The sequence below is a fragment of the Candidatus Nealsonbacteria bacterium genome (assembly GCA_026016225.1).
Classification (GTDB): domain Bacteria; phylum Patescibacteriota; class Minisyncoccia; order Minisyncoccales; family JANBVM01; genus Nealson33H.
The window spans coordinates 568,264-587,258 of sequence record CP061210.1; the positions used below are offsets into that span (position 1 = coordinate 568,264).

General features: G+C 35.1%; 19 protein-coding genes and 3 tRNA genes. 3 read left to right on the plus strand and 19 right to left on the minus strand.

Annotated elements, in window-relative coordinates:
* From IB617_03090 to IB617_03180, 19 genes are all read right to left on the minus strand, one after another.
* Positions 1–1,221 carry an ABC transporter permease gene (locus tag IB617_03090; GenBank protein UZE93119.1) on the minus strand — a complete coding sequence of 407 codons (1,221 nt, stop codon included), beginning with the start codon at positions 1,219–1,221 and terminating at the stop codon, positions 1–3.
* Complete coding sequence (locus tag IB617_03095; protein UZE93536.1) at positions 1,206–1,910, minus strand: ABC transporter ATP-binding protein; 705 nt, start codon at positions 1,908–1,910, stop codon at positions 1,206–1,208. Before IB617_03095 ends, IB617_03090 begins: the two co-directional genes overlap by 16 nt.
* An 84-nt stretch (positions 1,911–1,994) precedes the next feature.
* Positions 1,995–3,608, minus strand: coding sequence for an efflux RND transporter periplasmic adaptor subunit (locus IB617_03100; protein ID UZE93120.1), 1,614 nt, complete (start codon positions 3,606–3,608; stop codon positions 1,995–1,997).
* A gap of 28 nt (positions 3,609–3,636) precedes the next feature.
* The gene (locus IB617_03105; GenBank protein UZE93121.1) at positions 3,637–3,966 is read right to left on the minus strand and encodes a hypothetical protein; all 330 of its coding nucleotides are present in this window, start codon (positions 3,964–3,966) and stop codon (positions 3,637–3,639) included.
* A 1-nt stretch (position 3,967) separates the two neighbouring features.
* Positions 3,968–4,038: transfer RNA gene (locus IB617_03110), tRNA-Trp, on the minus strand.
* Positions 4,039–4,057: 19 nt separating this feature from the next.
* Positions 4,058–4,222, minus strand: coding sequence for a 50S ribosomal protein L33 (gene rpmG / locus IB617_03115; GenBank protein ID UZE93122.1), 165 nt, complete (start codon positions 4,220–4,222; stop codon positions 4,058–4,060).
* Between the two features lie 8 nt (positions 4,223–4,230).
* Positions 4,231–4,303: transfer RNA gene (locus tag IB617_03120), tRNA-Thr, on the minus strand.
* 18 nt (positions 4,304–4,321) lie between these two features.
* A tRNA-Tyr gene (locus IB617_03125) sits at positions 4,322–4,404 on the minus strand.
* Positions 4,405–4,467: 63 nt separating this feature from the next.
* Entirely contained in the window at positions 4,468–5,181 is a 714-nt protein-coding gene (trmD, locus tag IB617_03130) for a tRNA (guanosine(37)-N1)-methyltransferase TrmD (protein ID UZE93123.1), read from the minus strand.
* Positions 5,182–5,292: 111 nt separating this feature from the next.
* Positions 5,293–5,607: a KH domain-containing protein gene (locus tag IB617_03135; protein UZE93124.1), complete on the minus strand. Its 315-nt coding sequence runs from the start codon at positions 5,605–5,607 to the stop codon at positions 5,293–5,295.
* A 749-nt stretch (positions 5,608–6,356) separates the two neighbouring features.
* On the minus strand, positions 6,357–6,788 hold the full coding sequence (locus IB617_03140) for a hypothetical protein (GenBank protein UZE93125.1): 432 nt from the start codon (positions 6,786–6,788) through the stop codon (positions 6,357–6,359).
* Entirely contained in the window at positions 6,785–7,342 is a 558-nt protein-coding gene (locus IB617_03145) for a hypothetical protein (GenBank protein UZE93126.1), read from the minus strand. The genes IB617_03140 and IB617_03145 overlap by 4 nt, the downstream gene beginning before the upstream one ends.
* A 446-nt stretch (positions 7,343–7,788) precedes the next feature.
* The gene (locus tag IB617_03150; GenBank protein UZE93127.1) at positions 7,789–8,232 is read right to left on the minus strand and encodes a hypothetical protein; all 444 of its coding nucleotides are present in this window, start codon (positions 8,230–8,232) and stop codon (positions 7,789–7,791) included.
* 316 nt (positions 8,233–8,548) lie between these two features.
* Entirely contained in the window at positions 8,549–8,749 is a 201-nt protein-coding gene (locus tag IB617_03155) for a hypothetical protein (protein UZE93128.1), read from the minus strand.
* Positions 8,750–10,199: 1,450 nt separating this feature from the next.
* Positions 10,200–10,640: a 30S ribosomal protein S16 gene (gene rpsP, locus IB617_03160; GenBank protein ID UZE93129.1), complete on the minus strand. Its 441-nt coding sequence runs from the start codon at positions 10,638–10,640 to the stop codon at positions 10,200–10,202.
* Between the two features lie 9 nt (positions 10,641–10,649).
* Positions 10,650–11,336 carry a ribonuclease III gene (gene rnc / locus IB617_03165; GenBank protein UZE93130.1) on the minus strand — a complete coding sequence of 229 codons (687 nt, stop codon included), beginning with the start codon at positions 11,334–11,336 and terminating at the stop codon, positions 10,650–10,652.
* Positions 11,337–11,349: 13 nt separating this feature from the next.
* Positions 11,350–11,862, minus strand: coding sequence for a transcription antitermination factor NusB (nusB, locus tag IB617_03170; GenBank protein ID UZE93131.1), 513 nt, complete (start codon positions 11,860–11,862; stop codon positions 11,350–11,352).
* A gap of 60 nt (positions 11,863–11,922) precedes the next feature.
* Positions 11,923–12,237, minus strand: coding sequence for a 50S ribosomal protein L32 (gene rpmF, locus IB617_03175; protein UZE93132.1), 315 nt, complete (start codon positions 12,235–12,237; stop codon positions 11,923–11,925).
* Positions 12,238–12,332: 95 nt separating this feature from the next.
* Positions 12,333–12,998: a ribonuclease HII gene (locus tag IB617_03180; protein UZE93133.1), complete on the minus strand. Its 666-nt coding sequence runs from the start codon at positions 12,996–12,998 to the stop codon at positions 12,333–12,335.
* Between the two features lie 191 nt (positions 12,999–13,189).
* On the opposite strand from IB617_03180, the gene IB617_03185 reads away from it, so the two are divergent.
* The 3 genes from IB617_03185 to IB617_03195 all read left to right on the plus strand — a co-directional run bounded on the left by IB617_03185 (position 13,190) and on the right by IB617_03195 (position 18,983).
* Entirely contained in the window at positions 13,190–13,474 is a 285-nt protein-coding gene (locus IB617_03185) for a hypothetical protein (GenBank protein ID UZE93134.1), read from the plus strand.
* Positions 13,475–13,858: 384 nt separating this feature from the next.
* Entirely contained in the window at positions 13,859–17,041 is a 3,183-nt protein-coding gene (locus IB617_03190) for a DNA polymerase III subunit alpha (GenBank protein ID UZE93135.1), read from the plus strand.
* Between the two features lie 223 nt (positions 17,042–17,264).
* Complete coding sequence (locus IB617_03195) at positions 17,265–18,983, plus strand: threonine--tRNA ligase (GenBank protein ID UZE93136.1); 1,719 nt, start codon at positions 17,265–17,267, stop codon at positions 18,981–18,983.
* The last annotated feature ends 12 nt before the right edge of the window (positions 18,984–18,995 follow it).

Genomic DNA, 18,995 nt, shown 5'->3' on the forward strand with positions numbered 1-18,995 from the left:
TTATTCATAACGTAAAGCATCAACTGGATTGAGTTTTGAGGCAGAACGGGCAGGTAAATAGCCTGCTATACAACCAATTAAGAAAGAAAAACCCAAGCCAAAAAGAACAAGCTGGGGAGTAATTGAAGCCTTTAATAAAAAGAGGTTTTGGGTTTGGCAATAAATTTCCACTATTTTAGCTAATCCTAATCCTAAAACTATCCCTCCCAATCCGCCAACCAAACCAAATATACCGGATTCAATTAAAAAGATGGTGATGACGGTCTTATTTCTTGCTCCCACAGCTTTCATAATTCCGATTTCCCGAATTCTTTCGTGAACTGAAGTATACATAGTATTCATTATTCCTATTCCTCCAACAACAATAGCTATTGAAGCAAAGCCAAAAATTGCTATTTGTATCAAACCCATTATGTTGCCTACTATATCAGTCATTTTTTCACTGCTAATAACCGTATAAGATGGTAAGTCTTCTCCCCGTTTCCTCTTTCTGCTTTCTTCAAGATTTTCTTTTATGTTTTCAACTACTTCATCTGCTGAATAACCTGGTTTAACTTTAGCCATAGCTATTTTAGCCCCTGTTCTCTCTCCGGTAATTTCTCGGTAAATATCTAAATCTATATAAACCTGAGAGTCGTCTTGTTTACTCCCTACAGATTTTAATACTCCGACAACTTCAAACTGCTTTCCTTTGAGAGTAATTTGAGTTTCTGTTTTCATTCCAGGAAAAATTTCTTCGGGCACTAAAAAACCAACAAAAATTTCTCTTTTTCCAGGAATTGGCCAACGTCCTTCTACTAATTCAAAGCCTATATCAGTTTTAAGTATATCCAAGCTTTCCTCTAAGGGAATTCCGCATAATAAAACTGTTCTTTTTTCTCCTTGATATCTCATTGCTTCTCCCCTATAGGTCATAGGAATAACAACATCTACTCCCTCTGCTTTTTTTATCGCTTTAATATCATCATCAGTTAGTTCTAATCCTCCGGCAAAGGTAGTCATTATATCAGTGAGTTCACCGGGCATTATCATAATTAAATCCTTGCCCATCATCCTTAGTTGCTGCATAACCGCTGTTTTTATTCCTTCACTTAAAGAGAGCAATGACATAATCAGAAAAACACCAATAATAACACCAATCATAGTTAACCAGCTTCTCAGAGGTCTTGTTCTTAAACTTCCTATAGCGATTTTGATATGTTCTTTTATTGCTTTTCCCATAGAACTTTTCCAGCTGTTTCATGATTAGCAACTATTTGTCCATCCTTAATATTAATTACCTCTTCAGTGTATTCTGCAATATGAGGATCGTGAGTTACAACAACAATGGTCTTTTTTTCTTTTTTATGAAGGTCGATTAAAATCTCCATAATCATCTTTCCAGTAGTAGAATCTAAATTCCCAGTAGGCTCATCAGCAACTATAATCTCAGGGTCATTGGATAAAGCTCTGGCAATAGCGACCCTTTGCCGTTCTCCCCCAGAAAGCTCACCAGGCCTATGGAAAATTCTTTTTCCTAAATTTATAGAGGCGAGTAATTTCTTTGCTCTATCTACTCTCTTGTTTTCAGCAACGCCTTGAAAAATCATTGGAAGCATTACATTTTCAAGAGCATTAAGATTATGAAGCAAATTAAATTGCTGAAAAACAAATCCAACTCTTTGTCCTCTAATCTGGGCAAGCTCATCTTCAGAAAGTCCTGCAACATTCTGTCCTTCCAAAAAAACCTCACCTTTAGTGGGAATATCTAAACAACCGATAATATGCAGAAGGGTTGATTTACCAGAACCCGATGGTCCCATTATTGTAACAAAAGCACCCGGAAATACTTCCAGGCTTATTCCCTTTAAAACAGTAAGTTCTACTTCTCCTAACTGGTAAATTTTCCAGACATTCTCTAATTTTATCAATGGCTCTGCCATAATTCAATATATATTTATACCTTAACGAATCAAGGTTCTGCCGAGCGTTAGAGAGGCAGGTTCTTATATTTTCTAATCAATAACAACTTCTTCTCCTTCTTGCAGCCCGGAAATAACTTCAATATATTCATTTCCTTCCAAGCCAATTTCTATTTCTCGTTTTTTAACCTCGCCGTCCTTAAAAACCTGAACTATTTTTTTGCCATCCATTTTCTTTACTGCCCTTTTTGGAATAACTAATACATTTTCCTTTTTATCACTTTCAATAATAATATCAGCTGTCATGCCCGGTTTAATCCCTTCCTTGGTTTCCTCAAAGTCAATAGTTACTTCATAATAAACTATTCCCCCAATCAACTTTTCTGCCGGGTCAATTGAAATTACTTTGCCTTTTAAAATCTCGTCTGAAAAAGCAACTAAAGTAATCTCTACTGGATTATCAACTTTAATGTCAATAATATCTTCTTCATAAATATCTACTTCTATTTTAAAGGGACTGGAAGGAAGAAGAATAATTACAGCATCTTGAAGTGTTGACTGGACTATCTCACCTATGCTTTTGTTTACTTTTACCACCTGTCCATCAACGGGGGTTCTCAATATAGTGTCTTCAATTTGTTTTTCTAAAAGCCGAATCTTTGCTGTTGCCTGTTTCGTCTGGGCTTGGTACAAATCAATGTCTTCTTGTCTGGGAGGAGCTATAATTTTTGCCAGGTTATCCTCTGCTGCTTTTAATTCTCCTTCAGCTAAATCAATTTTTCCTTGGTAAGTATTAATATTAATTACATTTGTTGTTTTAGTTGAAGAAATTGTTTGTTGAGAATTAACAACATTTGTCAAAGCAGTATTAATATATCCCCGGTCAGTATCTAAAGAGCTCTTATGGGTAGAGGAAACGGTATTTTTATAAGCCTGGTCTTCACATGTGTCTCTAATAATTTTTAAAGCATCAGAAACAATCTCTAAATCTCCTTTCATTTTAGAAAGAGTAATATCAATATCCTCATATTTTTGGGTGGCTTTTGCAGTGTCTAAATAAGGTTTTATTCGGTTTAAAGCATTCTCTATTCTATCCTTATTTTCCCTGACCCTAAATCCCTGCTGATCGGCATTTATAAAGTATGTTCTCTGAATTAAATCTGCCGTATTAAAAGTATTGGAAATTTTCAAGTAAGAATCATTTAAAACATTTAAAGCATCTTCGTAGGCTGCTTCCAAATTTTCTTCTCCCTGTTCTTTTATATCTTCTAACTTTTGCTTTGCCGTTGCTAAAGAAATCTTGGCATTATCAACACTAGTTTGTGTAATTTGAATTTCTTCTGAACTCGCTCCCCTTAACAATTTATTCAGTTGAGCTTGATTTAGCTCTAAGTTAGCTTCAGCTTCCTGTAATTGAATCTTCAATTGAGTATTTTCTAACTTCGCTAATATATCTCTCTCTTTGACTTCTTCTCCAACCTCAACATATGTCTTTTCAATTATGCCTGCTGATTTGAAACTAAGATTTATTTTTTCTTCCTTTTTAACCTGACCCGTTTCTAAAACTTCTTGCAAAACATCTCCCTTCATAACTTCCGCCAAAGTAAAATCTAATTTTTCTTTTTTAAAATAAGTCTGATAGATAAAAATAGAAAAAATAGAAATAATAACCAGAGCTCCTATAATTTTTTTCACACTTAATGTCATAATTTAAATAAAGATAGAAATAAAATTCTTAATTTCTTTTTTTAGTTAAAATTTTATGCCAATCAGGATAAGATGAAACTCCTTCGAAAATCAAACCGCCCAAAAATCCAAATATAAGATTCTCTATTACTGGAGAAAAGCTATATAGGAGAATAAAAATTAAACCAATAATACCCATCATCCAGTGGTGAAAGTGTAGTTCATAGCTACCAATAGTAAGAATGACAGAATTAAATCTTCCAGATAAAAGTTTTGCAAGAAAATAACCAGAAATAAGTGCTAAATAAATCCTTAAGGATATTAAAACTAATGGAATCCCTAAAAGAAATTTTGGCATATTTATCTTTATCTTTTTCATGCAGGGGCGGAGGGAGTCGAACCCCCGACTGGAATTTTGGAGATTCCCATGATACCACTTCACTACGCCCCCATATATTTTAAGCCAACTATTACTTTTTTGTTTCTTTATGTAAAGTATGCTTCCTGCACCATTTACAGTGTTTTTTCAATTCTAATTTCTCCTTCACCATCTTCTTTGATTTGTGGGTGTGATAATTAACTCTTTTACAAACCGTACACATCATTTTTACAAATGGTTTTTTTCTTTTTGCCATGGTTTCTAAGCCGAGAACGAGACTTGAACTCGTGCCCTTTCCCTTACCATGGGAATGCTCTACCAACTGAGCTATCTCGGCATATTCTTGCAAAATTTGTGGGTGGTGAGGGACTTGCACCCCCGAAGTCCAGAGGACGCTAGTTTTACAGACTAGTGCAATCGCTGCTCTGCCAACCACCCGATTAATTACCGTTTATATTAGCTTATTTTTTAGGATACATCAATAAAACACCTTAACAAATGCTATTTCTTAATAATCTTTGTTCTTTCTTTACGCCATTTTTCAATTTCCTTGTGATTGCCTGATAATAGAACTTTTGGCACTCTCCATATTACGCTTTTTTTCCCTCGCCCGCCGGAGCGTCCGCGAAGGCGAGGTTTAAAGACTTCAGGTCGGGTATATTGAGGGTACTCAATAAACCCTTTTCCTTTTGTTATCCTCTCTTTCAATAGTTGAGGTTTTCCCAAAACGCCGGGGATAAGTCTTGCAATTGTCTCTATCACTACCATAGCCGGTAGTTCTCCTCCCATTAAAACATAATCCCCTATTGATAATTCCATACTAGCTAAATGTTTTGCCACTCTTTCATCAACTCCTTCATATCTGCCGCAAATCAAAATGAGCTGATTAAGTTTACTGAAAGAGAAAGCTAATTTTTGATTGAATTTTTTACCCCGTGGTGTAAATAAAATAACTTTTCTCTTTCTATTGCTTAATCTCTTAATTCTCTTAATCTCTTTTACTGCTTTATAAATTGGTTCAACTTTTAAAACCATTCCTATTCCTCCCCCATAAGGCCTGTCGTCAACTACTTGATGGCGGTCAGTAGTCCATTTCCTTAAGTTATGAACCTTAACTTTTATTAGCTTCTTTTTCTGAGCTCTGTCAATTAAACTCTCTTTTAAATAAGAGTCAAATATTTCTGGAAAAATTGTGATAATATCAAAACGTAACATAATTACTTAAAGCGTGAAACTTAAAACGTAAAACATTATTTTTTGCTCAAAATGAAAACAGCGCTACTAATCATAATAGCACCGTTTTCTTTAAGAGTAAATCTCTAAAATTTAGAGTTTTAAATCCTCTAATCCTTCGTCTGCTGGAGCTTTCTTGTCTCTAGCAGCACCTCCTACTGGCTCTTCGATCTTTAAATTCACTCTGGCGTGATTTTTAAGACCGACGATTCGAACTAAATTTCGAATAGCCCTAGCAGTAGATCCAGCCTTACCAATGATCTGTCCCATGTCCTCAGGGTTTACCTTTAAAGAAAGTAAAACTCCCATTTCGTCAACTCTTCTATCAACTTTGACGTCTTCTGGGTTATCAACTAAGGCTTTGATTAGGAATTCAAGAAATTCTTTATCTGCTGATTCTTTTGCCATATTCCTACAGAATTAACTGATTTTTTCATTATTCAAGTAGCCCGACCTTTGCAGCTTCCCCCTCCTTCAATCATTCGGAGAATAGGCTATGCTGAAAAAGCTACCAATGTTTTTATTATATTTATTATCTAAAACATGTCAAGTAATTAAACCTTTCTTCAAGGAAAGGAATAAAGGAAACCTTATTTAAAGATTTATTTTTTCTCCTTCATTCCTTTCCCTACCATCATAAAGATGGCACAGGAAAGGAGAATCTTTATGACTCTAATGTCGCTGTACGACATTTTTATTATATCATATTAAATAGAATACGTCAAATAAATTAGAATAGCCGTCATAAGGCTACGAGCCACTCGACTGAGATTATCCGAATCGAGAAACAGTGTTCAGAGGAGAGAGATTCTAATCCCCTCTCCTTTCGGATCAGGGACAACTTCACACTGTTTCCCCGATCCGCCCTCAATCAGAACGACTCACAGCCTCACGACGACTATCCAAACCTCACCTTGAATCCACTTCTTTAAGAAATGAACTCAAGAAAGATTAGGTTTGAAAGTCCCACTCTCAAACCTTTTTCCCACACCGCTCGAAACGAGAGGTGTTTTAGAATTCTTATCTCTGCGTTTTCGCAGAAAAAAACTGACGCCTACGGCTCTTTCCTCACGGATCATTGGCCAAACCTGCTGCCTACCGGTATCTAGATCACCAATCCCCAGCGTCTAATTAATATTTTTTTGATTTAACTGAAATCACCAAGAAAACCAATCTTCATCTGGATCGTTATAATAGCGATCCATATCTTTTCCAGTGGGTGGTGCGTGCGCATAGCACGTGCCAAGGTAAACCCAAAAAAAGCTGTCTTTGGTTAACAAAGCACGTGGACAATGAACAAAATCCACTTTGTCATCTCTTACTCTCTCCATCAAGTTTTCTAGGAGAGAGCATTTGAATTCACCGTAAGGAGTAGCACCATTCCTGGGACACTCGTCACTACAAGAGTGACAGGTCCCGAAACAGAATCTAGCTACTTTGTAGCCAAGAATTTGCTCACCCCACTTTTTATGAAAAATTTTTCGTGGGGCTATGGGAATCTTCGCCTTCTCCAAATCCTCTACTGGCGTGCATTTTTGTGGCCACGCCTCGTAGAGTAGAACTTCAACTGACAGAGGGCCTTGAATCATAAATAATCCCCTTCGTAGTTTCCATTATCAATAATATTTTCATCACCGATTTTTACTTCGATATTTTTCCCATCATATCGAAGTAACAAATAGTTTTTGTTTTCAACTCTCCTCCCTGTTCGGTGAGCTCGAAGCTCATCGCCTGGATTTAATACAACCAGGATCTCCGCTGTCTCCCCAAGGGCACCCCCTCCGCTATGCCAAGATGAATCTATGGCAATCACCTGTACATTTCTGTCGGCATTAATTCCTGCCGACCCCCGATAACCTGATTTTATCCTCCAAAGGAGTAAAATCCGATTATCTGCTGTAGGTCGTTCAGCGACGATTAAAAACTTCCCCGTTAATTCTTTTGTCTCTTTGTCTCTTAATGCAATAACTCCCGCCCTAAGAATTTTTCCCTGGCTACTAATTATGTCCACGTCCCGTTTCCCGATTGAAACCCATGTAGCTCTCTTATGACCTCCCTCCCCTAATGTCACATGTGGATAGGGATTTTGGTCGACCGGGATCCCAACACAAATTTGGTCTTCAATAGTTTTAAAACATTTCATTTTAATCCTCTTTTTTTATTTAATTTTTTTTAAAAATTTAAATATTTTTTGGTAAATGTGGTTCACTCTACCTACTAAACAGACTAATAAGTAAGGTGAACCTCATTTACCTAAAAAGGATTTTTCGACCAGAAATTCAGATATAACAAACAACCCTAATCTATCTATAGTTACTTTCCTTTTTATTCTTTTAATGAACACTCGTTTTGCTTGCCGACCCTCGGCAGGCAGGTTTTTTATTCCACCTTTTTCCAAATCGTAAAAGTTTTTACAACTTGGAAAAAAATAGAAATTCTTAACCTCACCTTGAATCCACTTCTAATAAGAAATGAACTCAAGAAAGATTAGGTTTGAAAGTCCCACTCTCAAACCTTTTTCCCACACCTCTCGAAATGAAAGGTGTTCTGAAAAAAATAATTTGAATAAGAAAGATTGGAAGAAACTACTTAGTCATCTTCTATTGGACTGCCGTCCTCCTTTATTCCCACAGCTGCGACAAAATCGCAGCCACAAAAGGAGCAATTTAGCGTCCCCAGAGGACACTCATCACTCTCTTTTAAATGAGGGTGATGGATGAGTTCAATGTGTTCTGTACCGAGCTCTACGGCTCTAAGAACATCCATTGCCCAACCGGCAGGAACATATAGCTTTTTAAATTCCTGTCTGGTTGGTTCTCTTTCTTCGTCCTGGATCATTTCTTCAAGATCCAAGCTCCAAGATAATATCCCGTACTCTATATCTTTGGTTAATCCAAAGAAAGAGTACCATATATCCTCTGGGTTTTTCCCAATAATCTCCGCTAATTCCTGAAGATTTACCCAGCCCCAGCCGCAGGGGCCTTCAAAAATGGCTGGTTTTAATTTTTTTGTTTCAATTTTATCTTTTTTCATTTTTAATATCTCCGCTACCTGCTAGTAGCTGTTTGAGATATTAATTACTACTACACAGCGAACAGGTAGCACACTGAATACCTCTTTTAGTTTTAGAGATACACAAAGTGCTGCCTATTCGGGTAGTACTTTCCTTTCTTTCCCTTTTTATTTTTTTTCAACGTGCGCCTTAACCCTAAGGGCAATTTCGTTCCACCCTTTCTCAGACCGTCAAATAGAATTCTGGCGGGCTGGGAAAGACAGAAACCCATATAAACCCATCTTTCTTTTTTCTTTTTTTACAAAAAAGAAAAAAATAGAAAAAAATTATAAAAAATTATTTTGGAATTGCATTTGGGACTGTAACTGTTATTTCTTGAACTGAAGAAATTAGTACAGCAACATTAATTATCTTCTCAAAAACATTTTCTGGAATTACAATGTTTGCTTTTTCTAAAATTTCCTTTATCATTGCTGCAGTAGTTTTTTTTAAAAGTTCGTCCTTTTCTTTTTCACTCAATTTTCTTTTATCTACCATTTTTCATCACTCATTTTTTACTCCCATCGGGTTCCGGGTCTCCCCGAGGCAGGTCGTCCGCCTTGAGTCTTATCTCAAGAGAATCATAGACTCAAACCTGTCTACCAAGATTGATAACCAAGTTTGAGCTTAGATTCTCTCCTTTTCTTATTCAATTTTAGTTATCAACGTACTCCCTACTTCACTCTTATAATAATGAAATTTCCCGGCACAACTGGATGGGTTAATTCTGTTATGCCGGCCGATCTCATTACTATGGAAACCGGTCGGTAAGTTGCCTTTCAAGGAGATTTATCCAAGAGACTGCTACTAGTCCTACTCTCTCCCATGCCCTGTACCGAATGGTGCGGGGTCCTTCACAACAAATAGATTTTTCTGCGGTTGGGAGAAAATCTCTTACCCCCAGATTGTCAATGTCCCCCATTAACACGTTTATTTATTGTAAAAAAGGATGTAGGAACAATCTCTTAGAACTTAATCAGCATCCCTACTCAGCGGCAGAAACGGTTCTTTCTACGTTTCCGCACTAACCTACCAGCTCTCAAACCTGTCGAGTGATACAGACTCGAGAGATTTGAAAGAACATTTTTAAACAAAGAACTATTGTTTTTTTTACCCCTTAGTGAACTCTGTTCTACTTCGGGGCTCTCTCCTTTTACCCTCCATAGCTTTAGCGACGGAGGGTCTTTTTCTCCTCTATTCAGAGAGAGGGATGAAGGAAAGTTATTTTTTGAGAAAAAACTGTACGGGCCTAAATTTTTAATTGCTTTTTAAAGCTTTATAGTGAATGCCCCGTTTTCTCTTTTTAAGAAATCTTTAATCCCCCAGATAAGGGAATATTTCACCGCGTATCCAGTAGGAGATTTCTCTCTGTAAGTATTCCTTTTTTTAGGACTCTCTCCCCCATCCCTCTCCCTCCCGCCTCCGCTAAAGCTTCGGCGAGGCACAGTCCTCCTTTTCTGACAATTGCCAGATTAGAGGTATGTTTGGAGAAGACTTTCAAGTTTTTGTTTCAATGAACTATGTTTTCCAAACTAACAGGCGGCTCTCAAAGAGAGAGCCGCCTGATATTAATCGCTAAATCTAGTGACTAATTATTATTCATAATTACGAACTAAAAAATGTAATTATGACTCTCTCCCTTTGCCCTCCATAGTATTCCACGACGGAGGGTCTTTTTTTTAATTTTTTAAAGAAAATCTCTTTATCTTATTACACCTGTATTATATCATATATATAAATTTTGTCAAGGCCATTTCTGAATTTTCGTTCTCCTTTCTTTTCCCTCATTCTCAAACAATTGTACTATATCATAGTATCTCAAATCTGTCAAGCCCTTTCATCAGGTTACCACAGCAGGTTGCATCCTTCCCTACTATTTACTATTTTTTAAAAGAAAAAAAGTGAGCAAGGTCGAACCTTGCTCACTTTAGAAAGATAGTAGAAAATTTTAGTCTGTTTTTCTCTCGTCTGTTTCAGAATGTTTTTTAACTTCTTCTTTCTCTTCAGGAGCTGGAATTTCTTTCTTTTCTTCCGGAGGAGAAATCTCTTCTGGTTTTTCCCCCTCCGCTAAAGCTTCGGGGGACGAAGCTGGAGCTTCCACTTCTTTTGGTTGTTCCTTCTTCACTTTCTTATGTTTTGCAATTTTCTTTCCCTCAATAATTTTTTCTGAAACTAACAAATTATAAAGGGTATCTGATGGCTTTGCTCCAACTGACAACCAATAATTAATCCTTTCTTTTCTCAAAATTTTCTCTTTAGTTAAAGGATTTAAAAAACCAACCTCTTCTACAAAGCGGCCTTTGTTAGAAGCCTTTCTTTTATCAATCACAACAATTTTAAAAGAGGGCTGATTTTTTTTACCGACTCTGAATAGTCTAATAGTTAACATATCACTTCACTATTTTTTAACTTCTAATGCTTTTTTGGCTGCTTCTTCCTCTGCTTCTTGTTTTGAAGAACCTTCACCTTCTGCTATCAATTCTTCTTCTAAAAAAACACCGATAATAAAATGTTTAGCATGGTCAGGACCCCATTCCTTCAATACTTTATAAGCAGGGGTAATTCCTACTCTTTCCTGAGATTCCTCTTGAAAATGGGACTTGGCGTCTCTATAAAGACCTTTTTCAATAATTAAGGGCAACTCTTTTATTAAATGCTTTCTTATAAAACCCTGACAAGTTTTATATCCCCGGTCAAGATAAATTGCTCCAATTACAGCTTCGAAGGTATTGGCTAAAATATATCTTCTGGCTTTACCCAATTCTTTTGATTCTCCCCGTGAAAGTAACAAAAAATCGTTAAAACCTAATTTTTGGGCAACCCTTGCAAGTATCTTTGAGTTCACAAGAGATGCTCTCCAATTAGTTAACTCTCCTTCTGTTTTTTTAGGATATTGCTGATAAAGATCTTCTGTAACAACTAATTCTAATACTGCATCTCCTAAAAACTCAAGTCTTTCATTATGAGATAAATGAAAATCAGGATGCTCATTGCAATAAGAACGATGAACAAAAGCCTGAGTCAAAAGGTCTTTGTTTTTAAATTTAATATTTATTTTTTTCTCAAATTCTGAAAAATCCTTCACTTTATTATCTTTGTTATTTGTTATTATTTTGTTCTTTTTTTTCTTCTTTGTCCTCTAAAACCTCCTGTCCTTCCGCAGCTAAAGCTGCGGAGGGTTTCTCACCTTCTTTAGGAGAAATAAGTTCAAAAACTGTTCCTAAAACTCCATTAATAAATTTTCCTGAATTCTCGCCTCCAAATGATTTTGCCAATTCAATTGCCTCATTAATAGCTACTTTTGGAGGAACAGCTTTTTTATCTTCGTACAACAGTTCAAAAATTCCAATTCTTAAAATATTACGGTCAACAATTGAAATCTGCTCAATGGGCCATTGAGGAGCAGCTTTTTTTATAATTTCATTAATCTCTTCAATATGTTCAACCACTCCTGTTACCAGTTCCCAGACAAAACTTTCATTTTCTAATCCGGGTCCAAATTCTTTCAGATTTTTTTCGGTAATCTTTTTCAAATCTAATTCTCTATCTGAAAAATCCCATTCATATAGAGATTGCATAGCGATTGAACGTGAAAGGTGACGACTAGCCATGGATAAATGGTTATATGGCTAAATGGCTAATAATTTTTGGTAGTAGAATCATTAAACAATTTAACCATTAAACAATTTTTTCTTAGATAGTTGCTGCCAGCTTAAAGGTCTCTTCTTTTTACCAACCTCTTCTTTATCTCCTTTCTCTTTTATTTTTATTTCTTTCTCTCGCCTTTTCTTTTCTTTTTTGTCTAATTTCCCAAAAACATTAATAATTTCTTTTTCTTTATAATATCCGCAAAAAGAACAAACAGTGTGGGGTATCATCTGCTTGCCACACTTTTTACATTTAACTAAAGTAGGCTTCTTTAAAAAAATATGAAGTCTTCTTTTATCTCTTCTTGATTTGGTCGTTCTCTTTTTTGGGACAGCCATAGCAGAAAATGGTCCAATAGTTATATGATTAAATAGTTTAATCTATAACTGTATGATAAATTTAACAAAATTGCAAGGGAAAACCATTTAGCCATTTAATAATTTAACAATTTTTTTACTGGTCTAAAGGATTTGCGGTGGATTGAACAAGGCCCATACTTCTTTAATCTCTTTAAGTGGAGTTTGGTCGCATATCCTTTATGCTTTGAAAACCCATATTGAGGGTATTTTTTGCCATACCTTCTCATCATTCTGTCACGGCTTACTTTTGCAATAATGCTGGCTGCAGCGCAGGAAAAAACTTTATTATCTGCCTTTATAATTGATTTTTGTAGAATATCTAAATCAAGTTTCATTCTCCCATCTAATATTAAAAATTCAATTAAATTTAATCTCTTTTTCTTCTTAATCTTCTTTTCTAAGTTTTTCACTGCTCTCTTCATTGCTAATTTTGTAGCTTCTAAAATATTAATTTTATCAATAACTTTTTCAGAGGCCTTGCCTATCCCCCATTTTATCTGAGGATGATTTATTAAAATTTTATAAAGCTCCTCCCGTTTTTTAGGACTTAATTTCTTAGAATCCTTGACATCGCGAATATCTACGAATTTAGCACGAATTTTACGAATAGATTTTATTAAAACTGCTGCCGCCACCACAGGTCCTGAAAGCGGTCCCCTCCCTGCCTCGTCTAACCCAACAACTTTCTTAAATCCCTTTTTCCATAATTTTTTTTCTTCAGAAAAATTTGGATATCTCATTTGTTTATTATAATTCGAGCAAAGCGAGAATCAAGGTTCTTCTGCTTCACAGAAGGTTCTTAATTCGAGCGAAGCGAGAATCAAGGTTCTCGAGCGCAGTGAGAGGTTCTTATTTGAGCGAAGCGAAAACAAGGTTCTTCTACTTCGCAGAAGGTTCTTATCTTAAATTACCACAAAAAGAACAAAGCCAAATGCTTGACAAGTTATTAAAATGGATGTATAATTATGGTATGAAAGAATATAAAATAAGGTTCGTTAAAAATAAAAAAGGAGAAAAATTTACTGTCATTAACTCTTCTTATTTCCATCTTAAGCCTAAGCGACTTGAAGTGGGTGATAAGATAGATTTAGATACTAATCCAATCTTAGCTTTCCGCTCAAATCAGCATTTTTCTGCTACTTCCAAATATGAAGTAGTTAAAATCATGAATAGATTTGGATTAGATGAAGATCAAATTGATATTAAGATTTTATAACTATCTTTCTCCTTTCAAACTCTATTTTTTTTCTTTTTTTTGTTCTTTATATTTTGTCCATATATTTTGTCCATTTCGGACGAATAGGAAAAAGACTGATAATTTGGCAAGTAAGGACTCGAGTCCTGAAGAGCAAAGGTAAAACATGTATGTTAAATCCGCAACAGCCCCAAATTATCAGTCTTCCAAATATTTTTAAACTCTAATAAAAGAGTTTATTTTTTTAATTCGAACGAAGCGAGAATCAAGGTTCTTGCCGAGGGCAAGGTTCTTATAATCCCTAATTTTTTTGTTTAAATAAGTAGAAAAAGATAAATTTGACTCGCTATCAACAAGAAAGTAAAATGAGGTAATTGTATGCGAAAAGCCAACTACTAAATCACTATGTCAAAATTCACCCACCTTCATGTTCACAGCCATTATTCTCTCTTAGATGGTCTTCCAAAGATCGATGAACTTTTAAACTATACAAAAGAATTAGGAATGGATTCTTTAGCGCTAACTGACCACGGAGCTATTTATGGGGCGGTTGAATTTTTTAAAAAAGCAAAAAAGAGAGGAATAAAGCCCATAATAGGATGTGAAATGTATATGGCCTTGCAAAGCATGCATCAAAAAAGGCCAAATATTGATAATGTAAGATACCACTTAATTTTATTAGTTAAAAATGAAAAAGGTTATAAAAATTTAGTAAAACTCTTAACAAAAGCTCATCTGGAAGGTTTTTATTACAAGCCAAGAATTGATGAAGAATTATTAGCCCAATGTTCAGAGGGACTTATTGGTGCCTCAGCCTGCGTTCTGGGAAAAATTCCCCAATTAATCCTGGCAAAAAAAATTAAGGAAGCTAAAAAAACCGCTTTAAGATATCAAGATATTTTAGGTAAAGGAAATTTTTATTTGGAATTACAGCATCATCCAAACTTAAAAGCACAAAAAACTGTTAATCAAGGACTTATTTTAATTTCGAAAGAATTGAATATTCCTTTAATAGCTACAAATGATTCTCATTATTTAAAACCAGAAGATGCAGAAGCTCAGGATCTCTTAATGCTTATTAATACAGGAGCCGACCCAAATAACCCTGAAAGACTGACAATGAAAGCAGATGATTTTTCATTAAGGCCACCTGAAAAAATGATTGAAGATTTTAAGGATGTACCCCAAGCTATTGAAAATACGCAAAAAATAGCTCAAAGTTGTAATTTTAATTTTGTTTTAGGAAAAACAAAACTGCCTCACTTTGAAACACCGAATAAGCAAGCACCTGATGAATATATAAAAGAGTTATGTCTTCGGGGAGTAAAGAAAAAGTTTGGAGTTCTCCCAAAAAAAGAAGTCTTAGATAGATTGAATTATGAGTTAGAAATGATTAAAAAAATGGGTTTTTCCTCTTATTTCCTAATTGTTCAAGACTTTGTTAATTGGGCAAAGGAAAAAAGAATCGTTGTCGGTCCTGGCAGGGGTTCTATTGGAGGCTCATTGGTAGCTTATGTCTTGGGTATTACAAGCATTGACCCTTTAAAATACAATCTCTTGTTCGAGAGATTTTTAAATATTGGGAGGAACGAGCTTCCTGATATTGACCTTGACTTTACAGACAGAAGAAGAGATGAGGTTATTGAATATGTAACTCAAAAATATGGAAAAGACAAGGTGGCTCAAATTATTACTTTTGGAACAATGGCAGCCCGTGCTGCCATAAGAGATGTTGGAAGGGCACTCAACTACCCTTATATCTATTGTGATAGGGTCGCAAAAATGATTCCTTTTGGGTATAAATTAGATGAAACCTTGGCAAAAATTCCTGAGTTCAGACAGCTTTACGAAACAGATGAAAAAGCTGAGAAATTAATTAACTTTGCAAAAAAAATGGAAGGAGTAGCTCGTCACGCCTCAACCCACGCCTGCGGGGTGGTAATCTCAAAAGACCCCTTAGACAACATCGTTCCTCTCCAGCATCCAACCCAGGATGACACCAGTATTGTAACCCAATATGAAATGCATGCGGTGGAAGATTTGGGTCTCTTAAAAATGGACTTTTTGGGATTGAAAAATCTAACAATTATTGAAGACACATTAACCAGAATTTATGCAGTTAGAAAGAAAAAAATTGATATTGAAAACATTCCTCTTACAGACAGGGCAACCTATCGATTATTACAAAAAGGGCAAACTATAGGCGTTTTTCAATTAGAGTCAGGGGGTTTTCAAAGATACTTAAGGCAACTAAAACCTTCAGAATTTGAAGATATCATTGTTATGTTAGCTCTTTATCGGCCGGGTCCAATGTCGCTTATTCCTGAATATATTGCCAGGAAAAAAGGAAAAAAAGAAGTTGAATACTTACATCCTAAATTAAAAGATATTTTAAAAAAGACTTACGGTTTATTAGTATTTCAAGAACAGTTGATGTTAATTGCTCAAAAATTAGCCGGTTTTACCCTCTCTGAAGCTGATATCTTAAGAAAAGCAGTAGGAAAGAAAATTAAATCATTACTTGTCGCTCAAAAAGAAAAACTATTAGAGGGAATGAAGAAGAATGGGATAGAGTCAACAATTGCCCAGAAGCTCTGGCAGTGGATTCTGCCTTTTGCACGCTATGGATTCAATCGAGCACATTCAACGGCCTATGCTACCATTGCTTACCAAACAGCTTTTTTAAAGGCACATTTTCCTGTTGAGTTTATGGCAGCTCTCTTAACTTCGGAAAAAGCTGACGTTGAAAGAATTGGCTATTTAATTCAAGAATGCAAAAAAATGGGTATTAGCATTCTCCCTCCTGATATTAATGAGAGCTGGAGAAACTTTACGGTAATTCCTCATAAAAAACAAATCCGTTTTGGTCTATTCGCAATTAAAAATGTTGGCGAAAAGGTTGTAGAAACCATAATTCAGGAAAGAAAAAAGAATGGTTCCTTTACATCGATTAACGACTTTGTTCCAAGAATAAGTTCAAGGGATTTAAATAAAAAATCATTAGAGAGTCTTATTAAGGCAGGGGTTTTTGATAGATTGGCTGAGAGAAATCTCCTGTTATTTAATTTAGAAAAGATTTTAGGACGCAATCGCGAGAATCAGAAAATATTAGCTACGGGTCAAAAAGGGCTTTTTGATGGAATGAAGTTTAATAATAAGATTCATTTAGAACCGATTGAACCGGCAACAAAACAAAAAAAGTTAGCCTGGGAAAAAGAACTCTTGGGGCTTTTTGTAAGCTCGCATCCTCTGGAAGATTTTAAAGATATTTTAGAAAAGAAAACAACTAAAATTTCTGATTTAAACTCAGGTTCTTCAAGTTATTTTATTAAAAATCGTTCTATTCGAATTGGAGGGATTATTTCAAAAATCAAAAAAATCATTACCAAAACAGGAAGACCAATGCTCTTCATGAATGTGGAGGACTTATCAGATAAAATTGAAGTTGTTGTTTTTCCGACAATGGTGGAAAGAAATCCTACTGCTTTTAAAGAAAACAAAATTGTTTTTATCTTAGGAAGGGTTGATAATAGACAGGATTCTCTCAAATTAATTTGTGAAAGCATTGAAGAAATTGTGGAAGCATAATTATAAACAATCTTGACAAAAAATTATTACCCCTTTAACATAAAAATTAGGAAAATGAATTTAAGAATCCTAACAACTACTACTACCACTACCTCTTTGTAAAGAGGCTAGATTAGTATTTTAAGATTTTTATTAAACTAACTAGTCTCTTGGAAAAAGAGGTTTTGTTTTTTATTAAAAGTCGCTTTATAATAAATTAAATAAGATAAGAACCAATAAAACTATGGCAAAAATTGAAACAATTCGTCATTCATTAGCGCACATAATGGCAACAGCTGTCCAAGAATTATTCCCTGGAGTAAAATTCGGCATAGGGCCTGTTATTGAAAATGGGTTTTATTATGATTTTAGCTTCCCTAAAGGAGCTTTGAATACAGATGATTTACCGAAAATTGAAAACAAGATGAAAGAAATCATTAAGAAGAAAATCTCTTTTAGAAAAATGAAGTTATCAAAACAAGAAATTAATAAGATATTCAAGAATCAACCTTATAAACTGGAGTTAATGAATGAATTACCAAAAGGAAAGGCAACTTTTTATGAAAGCGGAGATTTTACTGATTTATGCAAAGGTCCCCATGTCAGAACAATAAAAGAAATAAATCCTGATGCCTTTAAATTAACAAAGACAGCCGGTGCTTATTGGAGAGGAAATGAAAAAAGACCAATGTTAACTAGGATTTACGGAGTGGGTTTTAAGACAAAAAAAGAATTAGATAATTACCTTTTTAACCTAAGAGAAGTTGAGAAAAGAGACCACCGTCTTTTAGGTCAAAAATTAGAACTGTTTTCTTTTGATGAAGATGTAGGAGCCGGATTACCTATATGGCATCCAAAAGGAGCTATTTTGCTAAAGATTATCAAGGATTATCTCTATCAAGAATTGACTTCTGCAGGATATCAATGGATAATCAGCCCCCATATTGGCAAAATAGACCTCTGGAAAAAATCAGGTCATTGGGATTTTTATAGAGAAAATATGTATTCTCCAATAAAAGTTGAAAAAGAACAGTATATATTAAAACCAGTGAACTGTCCTTTTCATATAAAAGTTTATCAATCCAAGATAAGAAGTTATAAAAACCTGCCGATTAAATATGCGGAATTCGGTACTGTTTACCGTTATGAGAAATCAGGAGTTCTGCATGGTTTGATGAGAGTAAGAGGCTTTACCCAAGATGATGCCCATATCTGGTGCACCTCAGAACAATTATTTGACGAAACCGCAAAGCTATTAGAGCACAGCCTGAAGATCTTTCGAACCTTTGGCTTCAAAGAATTTGACATTTACCTCTCTACCAGGCCTAAAAAATATGTAGGTACAGAAAAAGGATGGAGAAAAGCGACAAAGGCCTTAAAATATGTCCTTGAAAAAGAAAAGCTGAAATATTGTCTTGATAAAGGCGAAGGAGTATTTTACGGTCCAAAGATTGACATTAAAGTAAAAGATTCTTTGGGAAGGCCCTGGCAGTGCACAACAATTCAGGTAGATTTCAACCTAACTGAAAGATTCAATATAACTTATATTAATAAAAAAGGAAGAAAGCAAAGACCCTATATAATTCATAGAGCTTTACTCGGTTCTCTGGAAAGGTTTCTGGGAGTTTTATTAGAAAATTATGCAGGCAATCTGCCTTTGTGGTTGGCTCCCGAACAAATGTGGGTAATATCGGTTGGTTCAAAAAATAAAAAATATGCCAAAGAGGTTGGAAAAAAGCTTAGGGAAAATAATTTCCGATGTGAGGTTAAAGATGAAAATGAAACCTTATCCAAAAAAATCAGAAATGGAGAGCTTCAGAAAATCCCCTATCTTTTGGTTGTGGGAGATAAAGAAATGAAAACAAGAGCAGTAAGACCAAGACATAATGGAAAAGACTTGGGTCAAATAAAATTGACAAAATTTATCAAAAAAGCGAAAATAGAAGTAGAAAAGAAAAGGTAAAACAATTTATTA